Annotated in this window: 13 protein-coding genes; 10 read left to right on the forward strand and 3 right to left on the reverse strand. The window is 65.4% G+C overall.

Annotation, left to right across the window (positions count from 1 at the left end):
• Window positions 1-479: 479 nt before the first annotated feature.
• From NLR35_RS02165 to NLR35_RS02190, 6 genes are all read left to right on the forward strand, one after another.
• Window positions 480-3812, forward strand: a complete 3333-nt coding sequence (locus NLR35_RS02165) for a hypothetical protein (RefSeq protein WP_257164909.1) — start codon at window positions 480-482, stop codon at window positions 3810-3812.
• Between the two features lie 570 nt (window positions 3813-4382).
• Window positions 4383-6245: a hypothetical protein gene (locus NLR35_RS02170; protein WP_257164910.1), complete on the forward strand. Its 1863-nt coding sequence runs from the start codon at window positions 4383-4385 to the stop codon at window positions 6243-6245.
• A gap of 198 nt (window positions 6246-6443) precedes the next feature.
• Window positions 6444-10676, forward strand: a complete 4233-nt coding sequence (locus NLR35_RS02175) for a tetratricopeptide repeat-containing sulfotransferase family protein (RefSeq protein WP_257164911.1) — start codon at window positions 6444-6446, stop codon at window positions 10674-10676.
• Between the two features lie 670 nt (window positions 10677-11346).
• Entirely contained in the window at window positions 11347-11940 is a 594-nt protein-coding gene (locus tag NLR35_RS02180) for a formyltransferase family protein (RefSeq protein WP_257164912.1), read from the forward strand.
• Between the two features lie 291 nt (window positions 11941-12231).
• A complete protein-coding gene (locus tag NLR35_RS02185) occupies window positions 12232-12582 on the forward strand; it encodes a hypothetical protein (RefSeq protein WP_006609328.1) in 351 nt (116 codons plus the stop codon).
• 37 nt (window positions 12583-12619) lie between these two features.
• Window positions 12620-13072 carry a hypothetical protein gene (locus tag NLR35_RS02190; RefSeq protein WP_257164913.1) on the forward strand — a complete coding sequence of 151 codons (453 nt, stop codon included), beginning with the start codon at window positions 12620-12622 and terminating at the stop codon, window positions 13070-13072.
• Between the two features lie 6 nt (window positions 13073-13078).
• On the opposite strand, the gene NLR35_RS02195 is transcribed toward NLR35_RS02190, so the two are convergent.
• Entirely contained in the window at window positions 13079-13306 is a 228-nt protein-coding gene (locus NLR35_RS02195; RefSeq protein ID WP_257164914.1) for a hypothetical protein, read from the reverse strand.
• A gap of 226 nt (window positions 13307-13532) precedes the next feature.
• Between NLR35_RS02195 and NLR35_RS02200 the strand changes: the two genes are divergently transcribed.
• From NLR35_RS02200 to NLR35_RS02210, 3 genes are all read left to right on the forward strand, one after another.
• The gene (locus tag NLR35_RS02200; RefSeq protein WP_257164915.1) at window positions 13533-14423 is read left to right on the forward strand and encodes a DMT family transporter; all 891 of its coding nucleotides are present in this window, start codon (window positions 13533-13535) and stop codon (window positions 14421-14423) included.
• Between the two features lie 210 nt (window positions 14424-14633).
• Window positions 14634-16094, forward strand: a complete 1461-nt coding sequence (locus NLR35_RS02205) for a caspase family protein (protein WP_257164916.1) — start codon at window positions 14634-14636, stop codon at window positions 16092-16094.
• A gap of 163 nt (window positions 16095-16257) precedes the next feature.
• The gene (locus NLR35_RS02210; protein WP_257164917.1) at window positions 16258-17670 is read left to right on the forward strand and encodes a caspase family protein; all 1413 of its coding nucleotides are present in this window, start codon (window positions 16258-16260) and stop codon (window positions 17668-17670) included.
• A gap of 119 nt (window positions 17671-17789) precedes the next feature.
• Here the strand turns inward: NLR35_RS02210 and NLR35_RS02215 are convergent, their stop codons facing one another.
• On the reverse strand, window positions 17790-18029 hold the full coding sequence (locus tag NLR35_RS02215; RefSeq protein ID WP_257164918.1) for a BrnA antitoxin family protein: 240 nt from the start codon (window positions 18027-18029) through the stop codon (window positions 17790-17792).
• Between the two features lie 2 nt (window positions 18030-18031).
• The gene (cysK, locus tag NLR35_RS02220) at window positions 18032-19000 is read right to left on the reverse strand and encodes a cysteine synthase A (protein ID WP_257164919.1); all 969 of its coding nucleotides are present in this window, start codon (window positions 18998-19000) and stop codon (window positions 18032-18034) included.
• A gap of 530 nt (window positions 19001-19530) precedes the next feature.
• Here cysK and NLR35_RS02225 point away from each other — a divergent pair.
• Complete coding sequence (locus NLR35_RS02225) at window positions 19531-19749, forward strand: hypothetical protein (protein ID WP_257164920.1); 219 nt, start codon at window positions 19531-19533, stop codon at window positions 19747-19749.
• Window positions 19750-19830 lie beyond the last annotated feature (81 nt).

Below are 19830 nucleotides of genomic sequence, written 5' to 3' on the forward strand. Positions count from 1 at the left end.
ACACGCGCCGCGGCGTCTCGGGATTCGCAGCAGTCCGGCGTTTTCATGGAACGCGCTGACAGTGCGACACGACTCCTGCGACGGCCGCAATGGCCGGCCGTCACCGGCACGAAGCAGGCAGGATGTTGGCGACAACGTGCCGTTCGCATCGCACCCACGCTCCCCGCACCGTTTGCGCGCCTCCTGAAATCAAGCACTTGGCCGCGTGTTCGGCAAAGCGATCACAGCTCCGCGATGCCCGAACAACAACATATTTGCGGACTCCCCGACGCCTGTTTTGGCCCGATTGCTTCGACCATATAGCCAGGTGCGACAAAGTAACGCGCGGCGGTTTAGCGCGCGACACAGCATCGCACACATGGAGGCGCTGCTCGAATGCGCATCGCCTCCTGCGGCAGGGCCGATGCAGTCCGCATCGTCTGGCCAGTTTTGGTACGAGGCCCTGCCGGGCGTCGGATGAACTTGGGGAGAGATGATCCATGGCGAACAACACCTTCAACCCGACGGCCCTGGCTAACGGAACGTCGAACCTGCTGGTGCGCGCCTCTGCGCTCAACATGTCGACAGACCTCGTCCAGGCGGGCGCGGTGTTCAACGATGCAGTCCGCGCCTCGCTCGGCCTGTTCAGTCAGGCCGGCAGCGGCAACTCGAATCCGTTCCTGGGCAGCTACACGACCGACCTGCACGCCGTACAGAACGACATCGCCGCGATGCTCGCCAATGCCGGCCAGGTGACGCTCGGCGGCCAGACGTTCACGCTGAACGCAACCGACACCGCCGTGCTCACCAACGTGCAGGCGCAGATCTCGACCTTGATCACTGCCGCAGGGCAGACCACCAATGCGGCGACGATCACCGCTGCGGATCAGACGCTGCACGCCGTACAGCAGGAGATCCTGCAGGAGATCAACGGTGATGCGCATCTTTCCGGCGCGCTCAACAAGGTGAACTTCCTCGCCAACACCGGCGGCCAGGACGTTGCTTTCCAGAATACGCCGGCCGGCGCCGACGATGCGGCGACCCTGGCCGCGGCCACCGCGGGCAACACCCTCAAGGACGTCGGCCTGGTCTTCAACAAAGTGGTCGATCTCGCCTCCGGCGGCATCCACACCGGCAACCTGCAGGAGGTCACGACCGACCTCACCGCGATCTCGCAGGGTCTCACCAACATTCTCAACAACAAGACCCAGCTGGCGCAGATCGAGAACGGCGAGACCGCCAACGCCGCCGCGCTGACCACGATCCATCTTCAGACCGTGCTGGGCCAGATCAACCTCGAGTTGAATCAGTATGCGAAGGCAGAGACGACCGGCAACCAGGCCGCGTTGCGCGGCACAGCCGACAATCTGCTCGACAGCATCGACATCATCCAGGGCGACGCCAATCTGAACATGGCGGCCGGCGGCAACGGCATGGCCGGTCATGCCGGCGGCTTCGCGGAGGATCCGGGCGGATTGACCGGCACCGTCACCAAGTTCCAGGACAACCAGGCGCAGACCAATTTCTGGGCCGCCTTCCTGGCGGAGGCCAACACGATCAATGCGACCCTGCAGAAAATCTCCACCGGCGGCGCCCAGGCCAGCGCGGCGCTGGTCACGCAGATCCAGAACTATCAGCAGTTCGGCGCCAATTTCGATGCGGCCCAAGGCAACGTCTTCCGCGGCCGCTTCGATAACGAGCTGCTGAGCGGCACGCTGGAAGCCGATACGGCTGCCGCCGTGAAGGGATTGCAGGGCATCCTCAACGGCGATACCGGCGCGGCCTTGGCTGCGGACAAGGCCATGCTGAATGCCGCCGGCCAGGGATTCGCGGCCGACGCGATGGACGTCTCGGGCAACAATATCGCGATCGGCGGCGCGACCTATGTCGGCTCGGCCACCACGGTGTCGACGGCGACCTCCGTCCATGGTCTCGCGCACGGCACCATCCCGGTGACGGCCACTCCGAACATCGCCAACGGCACCGGCGGGACCTCGACCGCGCCGACGACCGGCGGCGGAACGGGGACCGGTGCAGGCACGGGTACCGGCGGAATGCACACGACGCCCGTCAATTTCAGCCCGACCGCGCTGGCCAACGGCACCTCGAACCTGTTGACGCGCGCCACCGCCATCCAGCATTCGACCGATCTCGTGCAGGCCGGCGTGGTCTTCAATGACGCGGTGCGCGCCTCGCTCGGTCTGTTCAGCCTTGCCAACAGCGGCAACTCGCCGGCCTTCCTCACGAGCTACCAGGCCGACATCACGGCGGTGCAGACCGATATCGCAGCGATGCTGGCCAATCCCGGTCAAGTCACGCTCGGCGGCAAGACGTTCGCGCTGAACGCCACCGACACGGCGGTGCTGACCAATGTCGAAGGACAGCTCGGCACGCTGTTGCAGGCCGCGGGCCAGTTCGCCAACGCCAGCACATCTGCAGCTGCCAGCCAGACCATCCACGCGCTGCAGCAGGAGATCCTCGGCGAGATCCACAACGACGCGCATCTGGCGAACGCGCTGAACAACGTCCCCTTCCTCGCCAACACCGGCGGTCAGGACATCGCCTTCCAGACCTCACCGGCCGGAGCGGACGATCCGGCGAGCCTTGCCGCGGCCGCTGCCGGCAACAGCCTGAAGGACGTCGGTCTTGTCTTCAACAAGGCTGTCGAGGTCGCCTCGGGCGGCATCAACACCGGCAATCTCGCCGAGGTCCACGCGGACTTCACAGCTGTCTCGCAGGGCCTGACGGCAATTCTCAACAACAAGACTCAGCTTGCGCAGATCGAGGCCGGTGAGACCGCCAACGCCGCCGCGCTGACGACAATCCATCTGCAGACGGCGCTTGGTCAGATCAACCTGCAGCTGACCAAGTACGATCAGGCCGCAACGACGGGGAATCAGGCTGCGCTGCGCGGCACCGCCGACAACCTGCTCGACATCATCGACATCGTTCAGGGCGACACCAACCTCAACATGGCCGCTGGCGGCAATGGCAATGCGGGTCATTCCGGCGGCTTCGCCGAGGATCCGGGCGGACTGACCGGCACGGTCACCAAGTTCCAGGACAACCAGGCGCAAACGAACTTCTGGGCGGCGTTCCTGGCCGAAGCCAACACCATCAACGCGACCTTGCAGAAGATCTCGACCGGCGGTGCACAGGCCAGCGCCGCGCTGATCACGCAGATCCAGAACTATCAGCAGTTCGGCGCCAATTTCGACGCCGCCCAGGGCGCCGTGTTCCAGGGCCGCTTCGACAACGAGCTGCTCAGCGGCACGCTCGAGGCCGATACGGCAAATGCGGTGAAGGGCCTGCAGGGCATCCTCAACGGCGACACCGGCGCGGCGCTCGCCGCCGACAAGGCGATGATCGCGGCCGCCGGCCAGGGCTTCGCGGCTGACGCCATGGACGTGTCCGGCAACAACATCCCGGTCAATGGCGGGACCTATGTCGGCACCGCGACGACGGTGTCGGCAGCGACCTCCATCAAGGGCACGGCACACGGCACCATTCCGGTCACGGCCACGCCGAACCTCGCCAATGGCACCGGCGGCACTGCGGCGGCGGGAACGACCGCTGCGGGCGGTGCTGCGGCCGGCGGCGCTGCGGCTGGAGGAACGGCTGCGAACGGAGGTGCGGCTGCCGGAGGAGCGGCCGGAGCGGCCAATGGCGGCACCACCGCCAACAACGGCGGCAACAACACGCAGCAGCACCACGACCATCATCACGATCACAGCCAGGGCCCTCATATGACCCAGGCCGCACATACGAGCCAGGCCGCAGCAGCCGCTCCCGACATGTCACATCATCACGCGATGTATCACATGTGGGCTTGAGATAGCGGGAGGAAGCAGCTGCAGCAGCTGCGCTGATCAGATCCCGGGAGCCGCAAATGACGTCAAGACGTCACCGAGCTCCCGGGGCCAACCGAAGCGATGATGAGCAAAGTCGGAGGACGCGAGGTGAAGGAAACAGGCTTTGGAGATTCGCCGGGATGCATCTTCCGTTCCTCACCAGAGGCCGCCGGCGCGCTGGAACTCTTCTAAGGTGAGTGTCGATCTGCGCCGTTAGATCAGGGCGACTTCTTGTCTAGACCGTGCGTCGAGGAGTCACTCACCAGGCAATGTTGCAGGAATGCCACGACGGAAATCAACGAGTTAGAATGTTTCTCCACGTTGCCGTGCCCCGGCTGCGACACCCGTCGCATGCCCGAACAACATCATATTTGAGGACTCCGCGACGCTTCTTTTGGCCCCATTGGAGCAAATAATTCCCAAGTGCTCTGAGGCTGCGACATTTCGCCCGCTCTGCGAGGGGTGAACGGGACGTCGCAGCCCGATCAACGCCCGCGTGCTGCCTCTACGCCAAGCAGCTGATGCCGGGTTGAAACTTGGGGAGATAATCTGATGGCAGCCAATACCTTCAACCCGACGGCGCTGGCGAATGGCACGTCCAATCTGCTCGTGCGCGCCTCGGCGCTCAACATGTCGACCGACCTCGTGCAGGCCGGCGTCGTGTTCAACGACGCGGTTCGTATTTCGACCGGCCTGTTCTCGACGCCACAGAACAGCGGCAACTCCAACCCCTTCCTCGGCAGCTACACGACCGACCTGCATGCCGTGCAGAACGACATCAACGCGATGCTGGCCAATCCCGGCCAGGTCACGCTCGGCGGCAAGGCGTTCACGCTCAACGCAACCGACACTGCGGTGCTGACGCAGGTGTCGAGCGAGCTCACGACGCTGATCAACGCTGCTCCTAACACCACCAATCCCAACACGCTGGCCGAGGCCGACCAGACCATCCACAACGTGCAGCAGATGATCCTGCAGCAGATCCAGGGTGACGCGCATCTGTCGTCGGCGCTGAACAACGTTCAGTTCCTCGCCAACACCGGCGCGATGGACGTCGCCTTCCAGGCGCTGCCGGCGGGCAATGACGGCACGGCCAATCTCGCAGCGGCGACCGCCGGCGACCTGAACGCCATCGGCCAAGTCATGAACGCGGCGGCCAATCTCGTGCTCGGTGGCATCAGCGCCAACAATCTTGGGCAGGCCACGGCAGACTTCACGGCGGCCCAGCAGGGACTGAATGCGATCATCAACGACCCGGCAAAGCTCGCCGCGCTCGAGGCTGGCCTGAGTTCGGTCGCGGCCCAGACCACGACTCTGCACCTGATGACCTTGGCCGGTCAGATCGGATTGCAGCTCAACAAATATGACAGCCCGGAGACCCAGGCCAACCCGACCGCCTTGCGCGGCACCGCCGACAACATTCTGGACATGATCGACGTGTTCCAGAACGACGCCACGCTCAACGCGGCCGTCGGCGGCACCGGTGCGCCCGGCCATGCCGGAGGCTGGTCCGAGCTGCCGGGCGGCCTGACCGGCACGGTGACCCGCTTCCAGGACAACCAGGTCCAGACCAACTTCTGGGCCTCGTTCCTCGCCGAAGCAAATACGCTCGGCGCCAAGCTCAATGCAGTGGCCAACGGCACCGCGACGGCCACGCAGGACATCATCACGCAGATCGCGAACTATCAGAACTTCGGCACGCAGTTCAACAACGCCCAGGGCGCGGTCTTCCAGGGCCGCTTCGACAACGAGCTCGCCGCGGGCGCGCTGCAGTCGGACTCGGCGATGGCGACAAAGGCGCTGATGGGCATCATGAACGGCGACACCGGCGCGGCTCTGGCGACGGACCAGGCAATGTTGAAGGCCGCCGCGGCGAACTTCATCGGCAATGCCGGTGACATCGGCGGCAACAACATCGCCATCGGCGGCGTCGACTACGTCAACTCGGTCACGAGCTTCATCCAGGCGACCGCCGTCAACGGCATCGCCATGGGAACGGGCGCGCCGGCCGGAGCCAATCCGAACATCGCCAACGGCACCGGCGGTACGCCTGCGAGCACGACCACGCCCGGCGGCGGCATGACGGGCGGCGGCATGGCCGGTGGCGGAGCTGCTGGCGGCGGCACCACCGGTGGCGGCACGACGGGCGGCGGAGCTGCCACGGGCAATGGCGGCGGCACGGCCGGTGGCGGCACGACCGGCGGCAACAATGGCGGTACGACCGGCGGCAACACCACCGGCAACAACCAGACCACCACGACACATCACTGCCACGGCCATCACAGCCACCATACGGCGGCAGCGGCCGCGGCAGGCACGGCAGGGGCAGGCACGGCGGCGGCAGCAGCGGCTGCTGCTGCTGCGACCGCGCCCGACATGTCCCACCACCACGCGATGCATCACATGTGGGCGTGAGCCCTCTTCGCAGATGACGCAAAGCTTGCCGGCACAGACGCCCGTCTGTGCCGGCTTGCTGCGTTCCAGAGAGACTGACCCACGGTCATGTCGATGGCCGAGAAAACAATCGCCCCGGAGTCGGCCCTGCCGCAGCCTCCGTTTCGCTTCATTCCGCCACGACAACGGTTTCGGTCGACCATTCAGTAAGTTGTGATCATGAACGAGCTTGCCACCGCCGTCCGCCCCCGCCTCGTCTCCGCGCCGGCCAATGGCGGCCAGCGGCTGACGGAGGCGATCAACGAACGAGCCCTGCGCGTTGCCGAAGAGGCCTACCGCAAGGTGCTGAGCCTTCAACCTCGACATTTCCGCACCCTTTGCAGCCTCGCGATGGTTCGCCTGCAGCTCGGCGATGCGCAGGAGGCGCGGACGCTGCTGGACCAGGCGGCAGAGCAAGCCGGCGACTCCGCTGACCTTCACCTGTCACTCGGCAAGACCTATGCGGGCCTCGGCGATCTCGCCAAGGCGAGCACGCATCTGCAGCGCGCCGTTGCGCTCGACGCCCGGTCGATCGAGGCGCGGCTTCTGCTCGGCAGCCTCCTGACGAGTCTCGGCGATCCCACCGGGGCCGTAAGCCATCTCGAGCTGGCGCTCGCGGAGCGTCCGAACGATGCCGATGCGCATCAGGCCCTGGGCTTCGCCCTGCAGCGCCTCGGGCAATATGAGCGTGCGCTCTCGCATCACGAAGCCGCGCTGGCGGCGCGGCCGGAGTTCGCAGCAGCGGCCGGCAGTCTCGGTGACGCCTGCCGCATGCTCGGTCGGCTCGCCGAGGCGATCGCCCATTATCGGCGAGCGCTCGCGATCCAGCCGAATGCACCGGTCGTGCTGCTCAACATCGGCGGCTGCCAGCAGGCGCTCGGCCAGAGCGATGCGGCGATTCGTACCTACCAGCAGGCGCTCGCCGTAAGCCCACACCTCGCCGAGGCGCACTACAATCTCGGCAACCTTCATCTCGAAATGAACGGCTGGCCGGCCGCCATCTTCCATTATGAGCGCGCCATCGCCGAGCGGCCGGATTTTCCCGAGGCCTACAACAATCTCGCCAACGCGCTGCAATCGCGCGGCAGATCGGACGAGGCGCTCGCATATTATGACGAAGCGCTGCGCCGCCGTCCCGACTACGCGGCGGCCCACCGCAACCGCGGCGACACGCTGCGCAACGTCCAGCGCTTCGAGGAGGCGATCGCGAGCTACCGGACCGCCCTCACCCATGATCCGCGCGATGCGATCACGATCAACCATCTGGCCGGCGTGCTGATGATCCTTGGCCGCCTCGACGAGGCCGCACGCGCCTACGAGTCGGCGCTTTCGATCAATCCACGCAATGTCGGCGTTCACCTGAACTACAGCGTCGTCAAGCCGTTCACGGTCGACGACCAGCGCTGGGCGCCGCTGCTGGAGCTCGCGGCAAGCTCCGAGACGCTGAGCGAGGACGCGCGCATTGCGCTGCACTTCACGCTTGGCCGGGCCTATGCCGACATCAAGGACGGCGAGCGGTCGCTGATCCATCTTAACGCCGGAAACGGTCTCGAGCGGCGCCGCATCAATTACGACGAGAACCAGACGCTGCGGCAGATCGAGCGTATCCGCGCGGTGTTCTCCAAGGAGACGCTGCAGGCGCGCGCCGGCCACGGCGATCCGTCAGAGGCGCCGGTCTTCATCATCGGCATGCCGCGGTCCGGCACCAGCCTGGTCGAGCAGATCCTGGCCAGCCATCCCGCGGTTCATGGCTCCGGCGAGGTCAACTATTTCGCTGCCGCTGCCGGGCTGTTCACCGATCGAACCCGCGGCGAGTTTCCGGAGATGCTTGCCAAGCTGGCCGACGTCGACCTCGCCACCCTGGCCAAGGCGTATCTGCAGCGTTTCACCGAGCTGCCTGAAGATGCCAAGCGCATCGTCGACAAGATGCCGTCGAACTTCCTGTTCGCGGGACTCATCCATCTCGCGCTGCCGAATGCCCGCATCATTCATGTCCGGCGCAATCCGATCGACACCTGCCTGTCCTGCTACACGCAGCTGTTTGCCGAGCCGCAGCCGTTCGCCTACGACCTCGCGGAGCTAGGCCGCTACTTCAGGGCCTATGAGGGGCTGATGAGCCACTGGCGCGCGGTCCTGCCGCAGGGCGTCATGCTGGAAGTGTCCTACGAGGACGTGGTCCGCGATTTCGAGCCGCACGCCCGCAAGATCGTCGCCCATTGCGGGCTCGACTGGGACGATGCTTGCCTCTCCTTCCATGAGAACGCGCGCCCGGTGAACACGGCGAGCCTGGTCCAGGTGCGCAAGCCGCTGTTCAGCGGATCGGTCGGCCGCTGGCGGATGTATGGCAACCGGCTGAAACCCCTGCTCGACGCGCTCGGCAGCGAGGCCATCCGGCCGACGATCGCCGAGGCGATCGCCGGCGTGGCTCAATCTCAGCCCGTCAATGTCGCGCCGCCGGTGGTTACGCCGACGACCGACTCGCGCCCGTTCGACGCCACGCGGCTCGCTTCGCTGCAGACGCTGGCGGACGACGTCGTCGCCGTCGCCAAGAAGCTGCATGGCCGTGGCGACATCAGTGACGCCGAGCAGATCTTCAAACTGATCCTGGCCGGCCAGCCGACCAATTTCGATGCCCTGGTGGGTCTCGGCATGATCGCGACCACCGCCAACCGGCTCGATGAGGCCAAGGACTACTTCGAGCGCGCGGTCGCGGTGAACGACAAATCCGCCGAGGCCCATGGCAGCATCGGCGCGGTCGAGGCCTCCTGGGGCCGCTACGATGCGGCGGTCCAGCACTACGAGACGGCATTGTCGCTGGCGCCGAGCCATCCCGGCATCCTCTACGGCTTTGCGATGGTCCGGCAGAACCAGGGCCTGATCGACGAGGCGATGGTGCTGCTGCGCCGGGCGATCGACACCAAGCCACAGCACCTCGATGCGCATTTTGCGCTCGGTAACATGCTGTATACGGCGGGCAAGGACATCGAGGCAGCGAGACACTACCTCAAGGTTCTCGACTTCAGCCCTGAGCACGCCGAGACTCACAACAACATCGCCAACGTCCTGCTGCGGCAGGGCCATCGCGAGCGCGCGATCGAGCACTACCAGCGCGCGATCGCGAGCCGGCCGGACTATGCCGATGCCTACGGCAATCTCGGCAATGCGTTCCTCGAGCTCAACCGGCTCGAGGAGTCGATCGAGCAGAACCTGCTCGCCATCAAGCTGAAGCCGGAGCGGTTCGGCTCCTACAACAATCTCGGCGTCGCCTACCAGGCGCTCGGCCGCTTCGATGAGGCGACCGCAGCGTTCCAGAAAGCCTTGGAGCTCGCGCCGGACGACGCGCCGATCCACCTCAATCTCGCGAACATGTCGAAGTTCAAGCCGGATGACAGCCGCCTGTCCGGCCTGCGAAAACTGATCGAACACGTCGATCAGCTCGATCAGGAGAAGCAGATCGCGGCCCATTTCGCCTATGGCAAGGCGCTGTCGGATCTGAAGGACTACGACGTCGCCTTCTCGCATCTGCACAAGGCCAACACCCTCAAGCGCAAGACCTTCGACTACGATTCCGAGCAGCGGCTCGCCATGATGCAGAACGTCGCCGCTCGCTTCACGCCCGAGTTCTTCCGCTCGATCGCGGGTCATGGCGACGAGTCCTGGGCGCCGATTTTCATCGTCGGCATGCCGCGCTCCGGGACCACGCTGATGGAGCAGGTGCTGGCGAGCCACTCCAAGGTATTCGGCGCGGGCGAGCTCGAAACCTTCAAGGAGCTGGTCGGCGAATGCGCCCACCGGCAGAAGGTGGTTCCGAACTACCCGGATCTCATCATGCTGCTGCCGCCGGAGGAAATGACCAAGCTCGGGCGGGAATACACTGCCCGCGTACGCATTCTGGCGCCGGAGGCCGAGCGCATCGTCGACAAGATGCCGCTCAACTTCCTGTTCGTCGGGCTGATCCACGCGGCGTTTCCGCGCGCCCGGATCATCAACACAAGGCGTGACCCGCTGGACAACTGCATCTCCTGCTATCAGCTGCTGTTCACCGGAGCCCAGCCCTTCGCCTACGACCTCACCGAACTCGGCCACTACTACCGGGGCTATGAGGGCGTGATGGAACATTGGCACAAGGTGCTGCCGCCGGGGGTCCTCATCGACGTACAGTACGAGGACATGGTCGACGACCTCGAGGGCGTCGCACGCCGGGTGCTCGATCATTGCGGGCTTGATTGGGAGGATGCCTGCCTCGCCTTCCACCGCACCGAGCGCACCGTGCGAACCGCGAGCCTGATGCAGGTGCGCGAGCCGATCTACCGTCGCGCGATCGGAAGCTGGCGCCGCTACGAGAAACATCTCGGGCCACTGCGCCAAGCGCTCGGCCTCGACGAGATACCGCCGGCGGCGGAAACGACCTGACCGCCGGCAAATAACCGGGTGCTGTTGCCCAGGGATCGGTGACAGGCGCGGCACCCGGCTATCCGGCCGCGCGGCGGAGCGGCTTATGTATTCTGCGTGACGGCGTTTAAGAAATTATCTCCATCATACGCCTGGGCGTCAGTTTTACTACGCACGCGCGACAGCTAATTACACAATCAAAAGTTGCAACAATCAAGATCAGCCCGGATCGGCGCGATTTGCGTTCGCAGACCGGTCAAATCCAGCCTGAACGAGCGTGCTTCCCATGAATGTCCGGTTGCGGTGACGCGCTGATAGTCCAGCTCATTAGTTCGATGCGTTCCTGCGAGCTTTGCTTGGTCGCAAGGACCGCGACTTGATCCATCCATGGACCCGACGAACGACGGTGACGGACACGGCCGGCGCTCCGCCGTGAGCGGCACCGGGTGTTCCCAACCTGCGGCGGCCGGCCAGGTCGCCCGGCCGGATCTGACCGGCTGACCGGCTGACCGGCTGGGACGCAGTCCCATCCTCCGGAACATGGGGCCGCCCGCGCGATCCGGCGACCTGCCTGCCGGGCGGGATCCCAGCGGCTGGGACGGGAGGAAAGCACAGCAGGCGCTTGACCTCGGCGCCAAGGCTTGGTTTGACCCGGGACACCACCCCGCCCAACCATGGAAGATCCCGAACCATGCGCATCACTCTCGTCGGCTCCCGCCATTTCGGTGTCGCCACACTGAACATGCTGCGCGAGAGAGGCATCGAGATCGCACGCGTGGTCGTGCATGACGGCGAGGACCGGCTGGCCGCGGCGGCGCGCACGGCCGGGATCGAGGTCGTGGTCCAGGCCGATCCCAAGGTGGTGCCGGCCAGCGAGATCGCACCCGGCACCGATCTGATCGTGACTGCCCACAGCCACGCCCGCGTCACGCAGGAGGCCGTGGCCGCCGCCAAGCTCGGCGGCATCGGCTACCACCCCTCGCTGCTGCCGCGACACCGCGGCATCGCGGCGGTAGAATGGACGATCAAGGAAGGCGATCCGGTAGCCGGCGGCACGATCTACCATCTGGCCGAGCGGATGGACGCAGGTGCCATCGCGGCCCAGGACTGGTGCTTCGTGAAGAAGGGTGAGACCGCCCGCGACTTGTGGGAGCGCGCGCTGGCGCCGCTCGGCCTCAAGCTGCTCGGCGACGTCGTCGAATCAGCCAAGGCGACCGGCTCGATCCCGGCCAAGCCGCAGGACGAGCAATTCGCGACCAAGGCGCCGAGCATCACGCCGCATTGAACGCCCGCCGAGGCAATATCACGATCCGCAGACGGGCCTGGCCCCGACAGCGCGGCGCCTGCCACGAACGGATGTTCTCTCAACGCAGGCCTGTGGCCGCCATCTGCTCATGTCGTGCGCGAAGGCGCAGTTTGCCCACAATGCCGCCCGAATGCCTCAAAAGAGGGTTTCGCGTTAATCGTTAACGGACTGAAACTGCTCGATAAAATTTACTTTCGGCACTGCGGCAAATTTTCGTCACAATTCCTCCAAATAAGCTGACCTCATCAACGATATTGAGGGACAAGATTCATGCGTCTCGACCGCATTGGAATGGCTTTCGCCGCGTCGATCCTGGTGGGCAGCTCGGCCGCCCCCGCATTCGCCCAGTCGCCCTATGACGGCCAGTGGCAGGTTACGATCGTCACCAGCAGCGGCAGCTGCGAGCCCACGGCCAGCTCGACCCTAATCGTCGCAGACGGTAAGATTTCCGCGGCCGGCGCCAACGTATCGGGTTCGATCGGGCGCGAAGGCCTCGTGAAGGTCTCGATCAATGGCGCATATGCGAATGGGCAGCTCAGCGGCAATTCGGGTTCAGGCAAGTGGAACGGAGCCTCCGCCGGCATTCCGTGCAGCGGTCGCTGGCAGGCCTCGCGCCTGTAAAGGCGTCGGCACTCCCCAACAAGTCACACGGCGGCTCATGGCCGCCGTCGTCGTTTTGGCCGCGGGTATCGCGGCTTCCCCGGGGCGCGCCGATCCCGGCCCGTTCACCGGCATGGCGGGAAGCTGGGGCGGCGGCGGCACCGTCGCCCTCGAGGACGGCTCCACCGAGCGCATTCGCTGCCGGGCGCACTATGACGTCTCCGGCCCGCGCATGACCCTGGTCCTCACCTGCGCCAGCGACGCCTACAAATTCGGCCTGCAGGCCGAGGTGATGGCCGAGGGCTCTGCGATCTCGGGCACATGGACCGAGACCAGCCGCGGCGTCAGCGGCGTGCTGCAGGGCCGCGGCGGCGGCGGCAATTTCCAGCTGGCTGCCTCGACCGCCGGCTTCAATGCCAACATCGCGCTCGCCACCCGCGGCAACAAGCAATCGGTGTCGATCCGCGCCGACAGCCAGTTCCGCGCCGCGACCATCTCGCTGTCGCGGTGACGGCGCTCAGGCGCGCTTGATTCCTGGCGCCGGCGCTCCCGCCGGAGCCGGAGCAAGCTGCGCCGCGGTGCGCTTGATGGTCTTGGCGACCAGCAGCGCCTGCTCGCGCGTCATGGCGAAATCCTGCACGCCCTTCTGCGTGGTCAGCGACAGCACCATCAGGTGAGGCTCGCGCTCCGGCCAGCCCGTGGCAAAGGCGGTCAGGAAGTCGGCTGAGGCGGCACGGTCGGTCATGTGTCAAAGCTGCCCTTGGCTGTTTCGCGGCGGTCGCTTTAGGACGAAACGCCCTCACACTCCACGTTTTTCTCACAGGGGTTCTGGTCGCGTTCTCATGACGTTTCTCATGGCGCGTCGCTCCCATTGCCGGCGCCGCGTGGTGCACTGCACCGTTGATTTCGTTTGCAATGCTGTGCACGCGAGGTGATACAGCCGCTCCCGCCCGCCTCGCCTCTCCGGCTGCATGACTCGCCCCGCTTCGAAACTGATGGCTGCGCTGTGGATGACCGGCTGGCTCAGCCTCATGCTGGTCATGGCGGTGGCCGGGCGCGAGGCCATGCGCGAGCTCAACGTGTTCGAGCTGATGGAGCTGCGCTGTCTCCTCGGCCTCGTGATGCTGTCGCCGGTGATTGCGTTGAGCGGCGGCATAGCCACGCTGCGCACGACGCGGCTGAAGCAGCACGCAGCCCGCAACCTGATCCACTACGGGGCGCAGCTCGGCTGGTTCTTTGCCCTCACTCTGATTCCGATCGGCCAAGTGGTCGCGATCGAGTTCACGATGCCGATCTGGACCGCCCTGCTCGCCGCCACGTTCCTCGGCGAGCGCATCACCCTGTTCAAGCTCGCGGCGATCGTCTTGGGCCTCGTCGGCGTCGTGGTGATCGTGCGCCCGGACACCGGCGCGATCAATCCGGGCCAGCTGATCGCGCTCGCCGCCGCCGTGGGCTTCGGCATCTCGATCGCGCTGGTCAAATTCCTGACGCGGACCGAGCCCACCGTCTCGATCATCTTCTGGATGCTGACGGTGCAAGCGGTAGCCGGGCTGGTTCCGACGCTGCTGCTGTGGTCGTGGCCGTCGGCAACGGCCTGGGGCTGGATCGTCCTCGTCGCCCTTTGCGGCACCTTCTCGCACTTCTGCATGGCGCGCGCGATGCTCTACGCCGACGCCACCATCGTGATCCCGATGGACTTCCTGCGCGTGCCGCTGACCGCGACGGTGGGATGGCTCGTCTATTCAGAGCGTCTGGACGGCTTCACCGTGTTCGGCGCGGCCCTGATTCTCGCCGGCAACCTGCTGAACCTACGGCCGCCCCAGCCCCGACCGGTTGCCGTCAACACCTCGTCGCAAGGCTGATCCGTAATTTTCCGGCTTGGAGCGCCTCAAGGGTCTGTGACGTCTCTCACGGAACCCTTGGCATACACGCGATCGACGTTGGCTGCGCGCAACACTCGCGGTTTGATTTGTGGCGAAAGCGAGATTTTTTCTTATGGAACAAGACTTTTCAGCCCGAACGACGACAAATGCTGCAGTGACCACTGCGCTTGATCGTTGGGGGATCTCCTGATGCGCTTTTTCACCATCACCCTGTCGCTGCTCTGCATGGTGCTGACGGCCGGAGCCGCGAAGGCCGACCGCCGCGTCGCCTTCGTCGTCGGCAACGGCGCCTATAAGAGCGTGGCCCAGTTGCCAAATCCGCCGGTCGACGCCAAGGCAATGGCGGCGACGCTGCGCAATGTCGGCTTCGACGTCGTCGAGGGCACCAATCTCACGCGCGACAAGATGACCGAGAAGCTGCTCGACTTCGGGCGCAAGGCGCAGGGCGCCGACATCGCGGTGTTCTACTACGCCGGCCACGGCATCGCGATCGCCGGCACCAACTATCTGCTGCCTGTCGACGCCGACCTGAAATCAGAGATGGACGTCAAGCTGGGATCGGCGATCAACATCGACGTCACGCTCGACCAGACCATGGGCGATGCCAAGGTCAAGCTGGTGTTCCTCGATGCCTGCCGTGACAACCCGTTCGCCGCCAAGATCAAGTCGAACTCGCCGACCCGCAGCGTGTCGGTGCAGACCGGCCTGGCCGAGATGAAGTCCGGCGAAGGCACGCTGATCGCGTTCGCGACCGGTCCCGGTCAGACCGCGCTCGATGGCGATGCCGGCGCCAACAGCCCGTTCACCCGGGCGCTGATCTCGCACATCGCCCAGCCCGGCGTGGAGATCCAGCAGGCCATGACCTCGGTGCGCGCCCAGGTCAACGAGGAGACCAGCAAGGGCCAGCTGCCCTGGGGGCACACCAACCTGATCGGCGCGGTCTATCTCAACCCGGCGGCCGCGCCTGCGGCCACGGCCGCAACCGCCGGCACGACGCCGGCGGCCGCCACGGCGAGCCCGACGGCCGCAGAGGCCGAGCTGGAATTCTGGCGTTCGGTGAAAGATTCCAACAAGCCGGAAGAGCTCAACGCCTATCTGGCCACCTATCCGAACGGTCAGTTCAAGTCGCTGGCGATGGCGCGCATCGCCTCGATCGAAACCGGCGCCGTCAACACGGCGACCCGCAACGTCGCCAAGGGCGTCGATCCCGCGACCTACACCGAGGAAGGCACCCAGGTCAGCGAGGACCAGATCGGCCTCGACAAGACCAAGCGCCGCGACGTGCAGCGCCGCCTCACCGGTCTCGGCTTCGACACCAAGATGACGGGCGCGTTCGACGACGAGACCCGCGGCGTGATGAAGCGCTGGCAGGCCGCGCGCGGCTATCCGTCCACCGGCTTCCTCACCAAGCTGCAGCACAAGGCGCTGCTGGCCGAGCCGCAGCCGGCGCCTGCCACCGCAGCCGTTGGCGATGAGGCCAAGCCGCGCCGTCCCAAGCCGGCGGGCAACGTCGCCGCCGGCGGCCCGCCGCCGCAGGGCGCGCCGGTCTATCGCAATCCGCCGCCGCAGGACAATGCGGGCAATGCCGCCGGCGCCGCCTTCATCGGCGGCATGATGGGCGGCGTGCTCGGCAGCGCCCTGCGCCGCTGACGATCGATCCGCTTCAAGACGCAAAGCCCGCGCCGCAAGGCGCGGGCTTTTTGCTTGCTCGAGCTGACAACCGCTGATTTGACCTGGGCCAATCACGGCTTTTTGGTGTAGACACCATGGCGTATTTCAGCCGCCTATGTTGCTTGCTCCAGGGGGATTTCAGATGCGGGTGCTCAGCCTCATTCCGGCGCTCGTGGTGTCGCTGGTCTGGTCCGCGCTGGCGATCGAGACGGCCCAAGCGGACAGGCGTGTCGCCTTCGTGGTCGGCAACGGCGCCTACAAGAACGTGGCCCAGCTGCCGAATCCGCCGGTCGATGCCGGCGCGATGGCGGTGACCTTGCGCAATGTCGGCTTCGACGTCGTCGAGGGCACCAACCTCAATCGCGAGCAGATGACCGAGAAGCTCTTGGAGTTCGGCCGCCGCAGCCAGGGCGCCGATGTCGCCGTGTTCTATTATGCAGGCCACGGCATCGCGATCTCCGGGACCAACTACCTGCTGCCGATCGATGCCGACATCAAGTCGGAGATGGATGCCAAGCTCGGTGCCGCCATCAATGTCGACGTCACGCTCGAGCAGACGCTGGCGGACGCCAAGGTCAAGCTGGTGTTCCTCGACGCCTGCCGCGACAATCCGTTCGCCGCCAAGATCAGGTCGACGGCCTCGACCCGCAGCGTCTCGGTGCAGACCGGCTTGGCCGAGATGAAGTCCGGCGAAGGCACCTTGATCGCGTTCGCGACGGGCCCGGGCCAGACGGCGCTCGACGGCGAGGCCGGCACCAACAGCCCGTTCACGCGCGCCCTGATCGCGCACATCACCAAGCCCGGCGTCGAGATCCAGCAGGCGATGACCCAGGTCCGCGCCCAGGTGAACGAGGAGACCGCCAAGGGTCAGCTGCCCTGGGGTCATACCAACCTGATCGGCGCCGTCTACCTCAACCCGGCGGACGGCGGGGCGGCTGCCGCCGCTGCTCCGGCAATCGTTGCCGCCGTGCAGCCCGCGAACGACATCGAGCTGGAATTCTGGCGCTCGGTGAAGGATTCCAACAAGGCGGAAGAGCTCAAGGCCTACCTCACCAACTATCCCAACGGCCAGTTCAGGTCATTGGCGCTGGCGCGAGTCGCCTCGCTGGACAATGGGCCGTCGACGACGACACGCAACCTGACCACAGGCGTCGACCCCGCGACCTTCACCGAACAAGGCACGCAGGTCACCGAAGACCAGATCGGTCTCGACAAGAGCCTGCGCCGCGACGTGCAGCGCCGCCTCACCGGGCTCGGCTTCGACATCAAGGCAAGTGGCAAGTTCGACGAGCCGACACGCGCCGTTCTCAAGCGATGGCAGGCGGCACGCGGCTATCCGTCGAGCGGCTATCTGACGAAGCTGCAGCACAAGGCCCTGCTCGCCGAGATCGTTCCGGCCGCAGTGACCGCCAACGCAAATGAGGAGCGCCCTGCCCGTCGCGCGCAACGCAGCAGCGGTGGCGGCGGTGGCTATCACCGCAGCGGGCCCGACGCCGGCGCAGCCTTCATCGGAGGTGTGATGGGCGGAATGCTCGGCGGCGCGTTCCGCCGCTGAGCCGCCGTCCTGCGCTCAACGCCACGGCCTATGAGTTGAGAGCCGTGTCCAGACGACGCGGCTGCCGGAGCAGCAACCAGGCGGCGCGGCAAAGCCCGCCGCCTGATATCTTAAATCGATCAGAGCCCCGCCGCCTTGCGCAGCGCCGCGTTCATGCGGTCCTGCCAGCCGGGGCCCTCGGATTGGAAGTGCTCCAGCACATCCTGATCGATCCGCAACGTCACCTGCTCGCGCACGCCGGGGACAGCCGCCTTCTTCGGCGGCGCCTCCACCGGCTTGGTCGTCACCTTCTTGAATGCGGCCTCCGCCTCGGTCCGGGCATCGGCGAGCGTACGGGGGCGCCGCGGCTGATCAGCCATGGTCAGATCCCTTCGAACAGGGCCGTGGACAGATAACGTTCCGAGAACGACGGCACGATCGCCAGGATCGTCTTGCCCGCGTTCTCCGGCCGCTTGCCGAGCTCGATCGCGGCCGCGATCGCCGCACCCGAGGAGATCCCGCCGGGGATGCCCTCGTTGCGCGCCAGCGCGCGCGAGGTCTCGATGGCGGTGGTGCTGTTGATCTTGACGATCTCGTCGATCACGGAGCGATCGAGAATGTCAGGCACGAAGCCGGCGCCGATGCCCTGGATCTTGTGCGGCGAGTGCTGGCCGCCCGACAGCACCGGGCTCTCCTCCGGCTCGACGGCGACCACCTTGAGGCCGGGCTTGCGCGACTTCAGCACCTGGCCAACACCGGTGATGGTGCCGCCGGTGCCGACGCCGGCGACGAAAAAGTCGATGTTGCCAGCGGTGTCGTTCCAGATCTCCTCGGCCGTGGTGCGGCGATGAATCTCGGGGTTGGCGAGGTTCTTGAACTGCTGCGGCATCACCGAGTTCGGCGTCGTTCGCAGCAGCTCCTCGGCGGTGGCGATCGCGCCCTTCATGCCCTGCGCCGCCGGCGTCAGCACGATCTCGGCGCCGAGAAAGGCGAGCATCTTGCGCCGCTCGACCGACATCGACTCCGGCATCACCAGCTTCAGCTTGTAGCCGCGCGCCGCCGCGACGAAAGCCAGCGCGATGCCGGTGTTGCCGGAGGTCGGCTCGATCAGCACGGTGTCCGGCTTGAGCACCCCGGCCTGCTCCATCGCCAGGATCATGCCGACACCGATGCGGTCCTTCACGCTCGCGGCAGGATTGAAGTATTCCAGCTTGGCCAGGATGGTCGCCTTGACGCCGTGCTGCTCCGGCAGCTTTCGCAGACGCACAATCGGCGTATTGCCGAATGCGTCGACAATTGAGTCAAATACGCGGCCGCGTCCAGGACGCTGTGTCGCAGCTGACGAATCCATGAAATCACTCCTTGCGCACTTCGGCGCGGTATCGACAGAGGTCCTGACTATCTTCAGCGAGCCTGCTGCGCTGCGCAAGCACGTTTGCGCGACGGTATCATCACCGCGACGCACAACAAGTCGTCGTTAAATTGCGAAAAACCAACGCATTTGTGTTGCGACAAGCTCAACACACTCAGTGTATGTTCGGACGGAGATTCACGGTGTGCATCGAACGCCGCCCGGGCAGACATCAGCAAGATGTCATCTTCGGAATGGTATAAGCGGCATGTTGATGCCACGCCAGATCGCTTCCGTAGAACAGACCATCCAGAACCGGATGATATAACAAGAGACCACCAGACAAACTCTTTGTGTGACGCAGTTCAGACACGTTGGAATTTGGACGAGTTGAAACTTTGAGGCGTTGAAAAAGCGGACGTATCGGACGGCAGTTCAGTTCGAAATCCGACCTGCTCAAATTAACGCCATTCAAGCAGACGCCACTCAAACAGAAAACGACGACAAAGAGATTGTCCCAGGAGGTCCCTATGTCAGCACTCGCTGATCTCATTTCGACCGCATCACCGAAGCCCGATCCTCGCGGCTGCGACTTGCCGACCTGCCCGGTCTGCTCCGACTCGATGATTGCGGCAGAGGCCTCGGCCTATCTCGCCGACAATGTGATCAGCTATCTCTGGACCTGCGACACCTGCGGCTACGGCTTCGTGACGAAGCACACGCTCAGAACCCGCTTCGTCTGCAATTGAGCGGCTCAAAATGGTGATGCGGGAGCATCGCGTCCCGCAGCGAAGCTTTTTGCCGCTCACCCGGCATCATTGACGGTTGCA

Source organism: Bradyrhizobium sp. SRS-191 (genome assembly GCF_024586915.1).
In the GTDB taxonomy this organism is placed as follows: domain Bacteria; phylum Pseudomonadota; class Alphaproteobacteria; order Rhizobiales; family Xanthobacteraceae; genus Bradyrhizobium.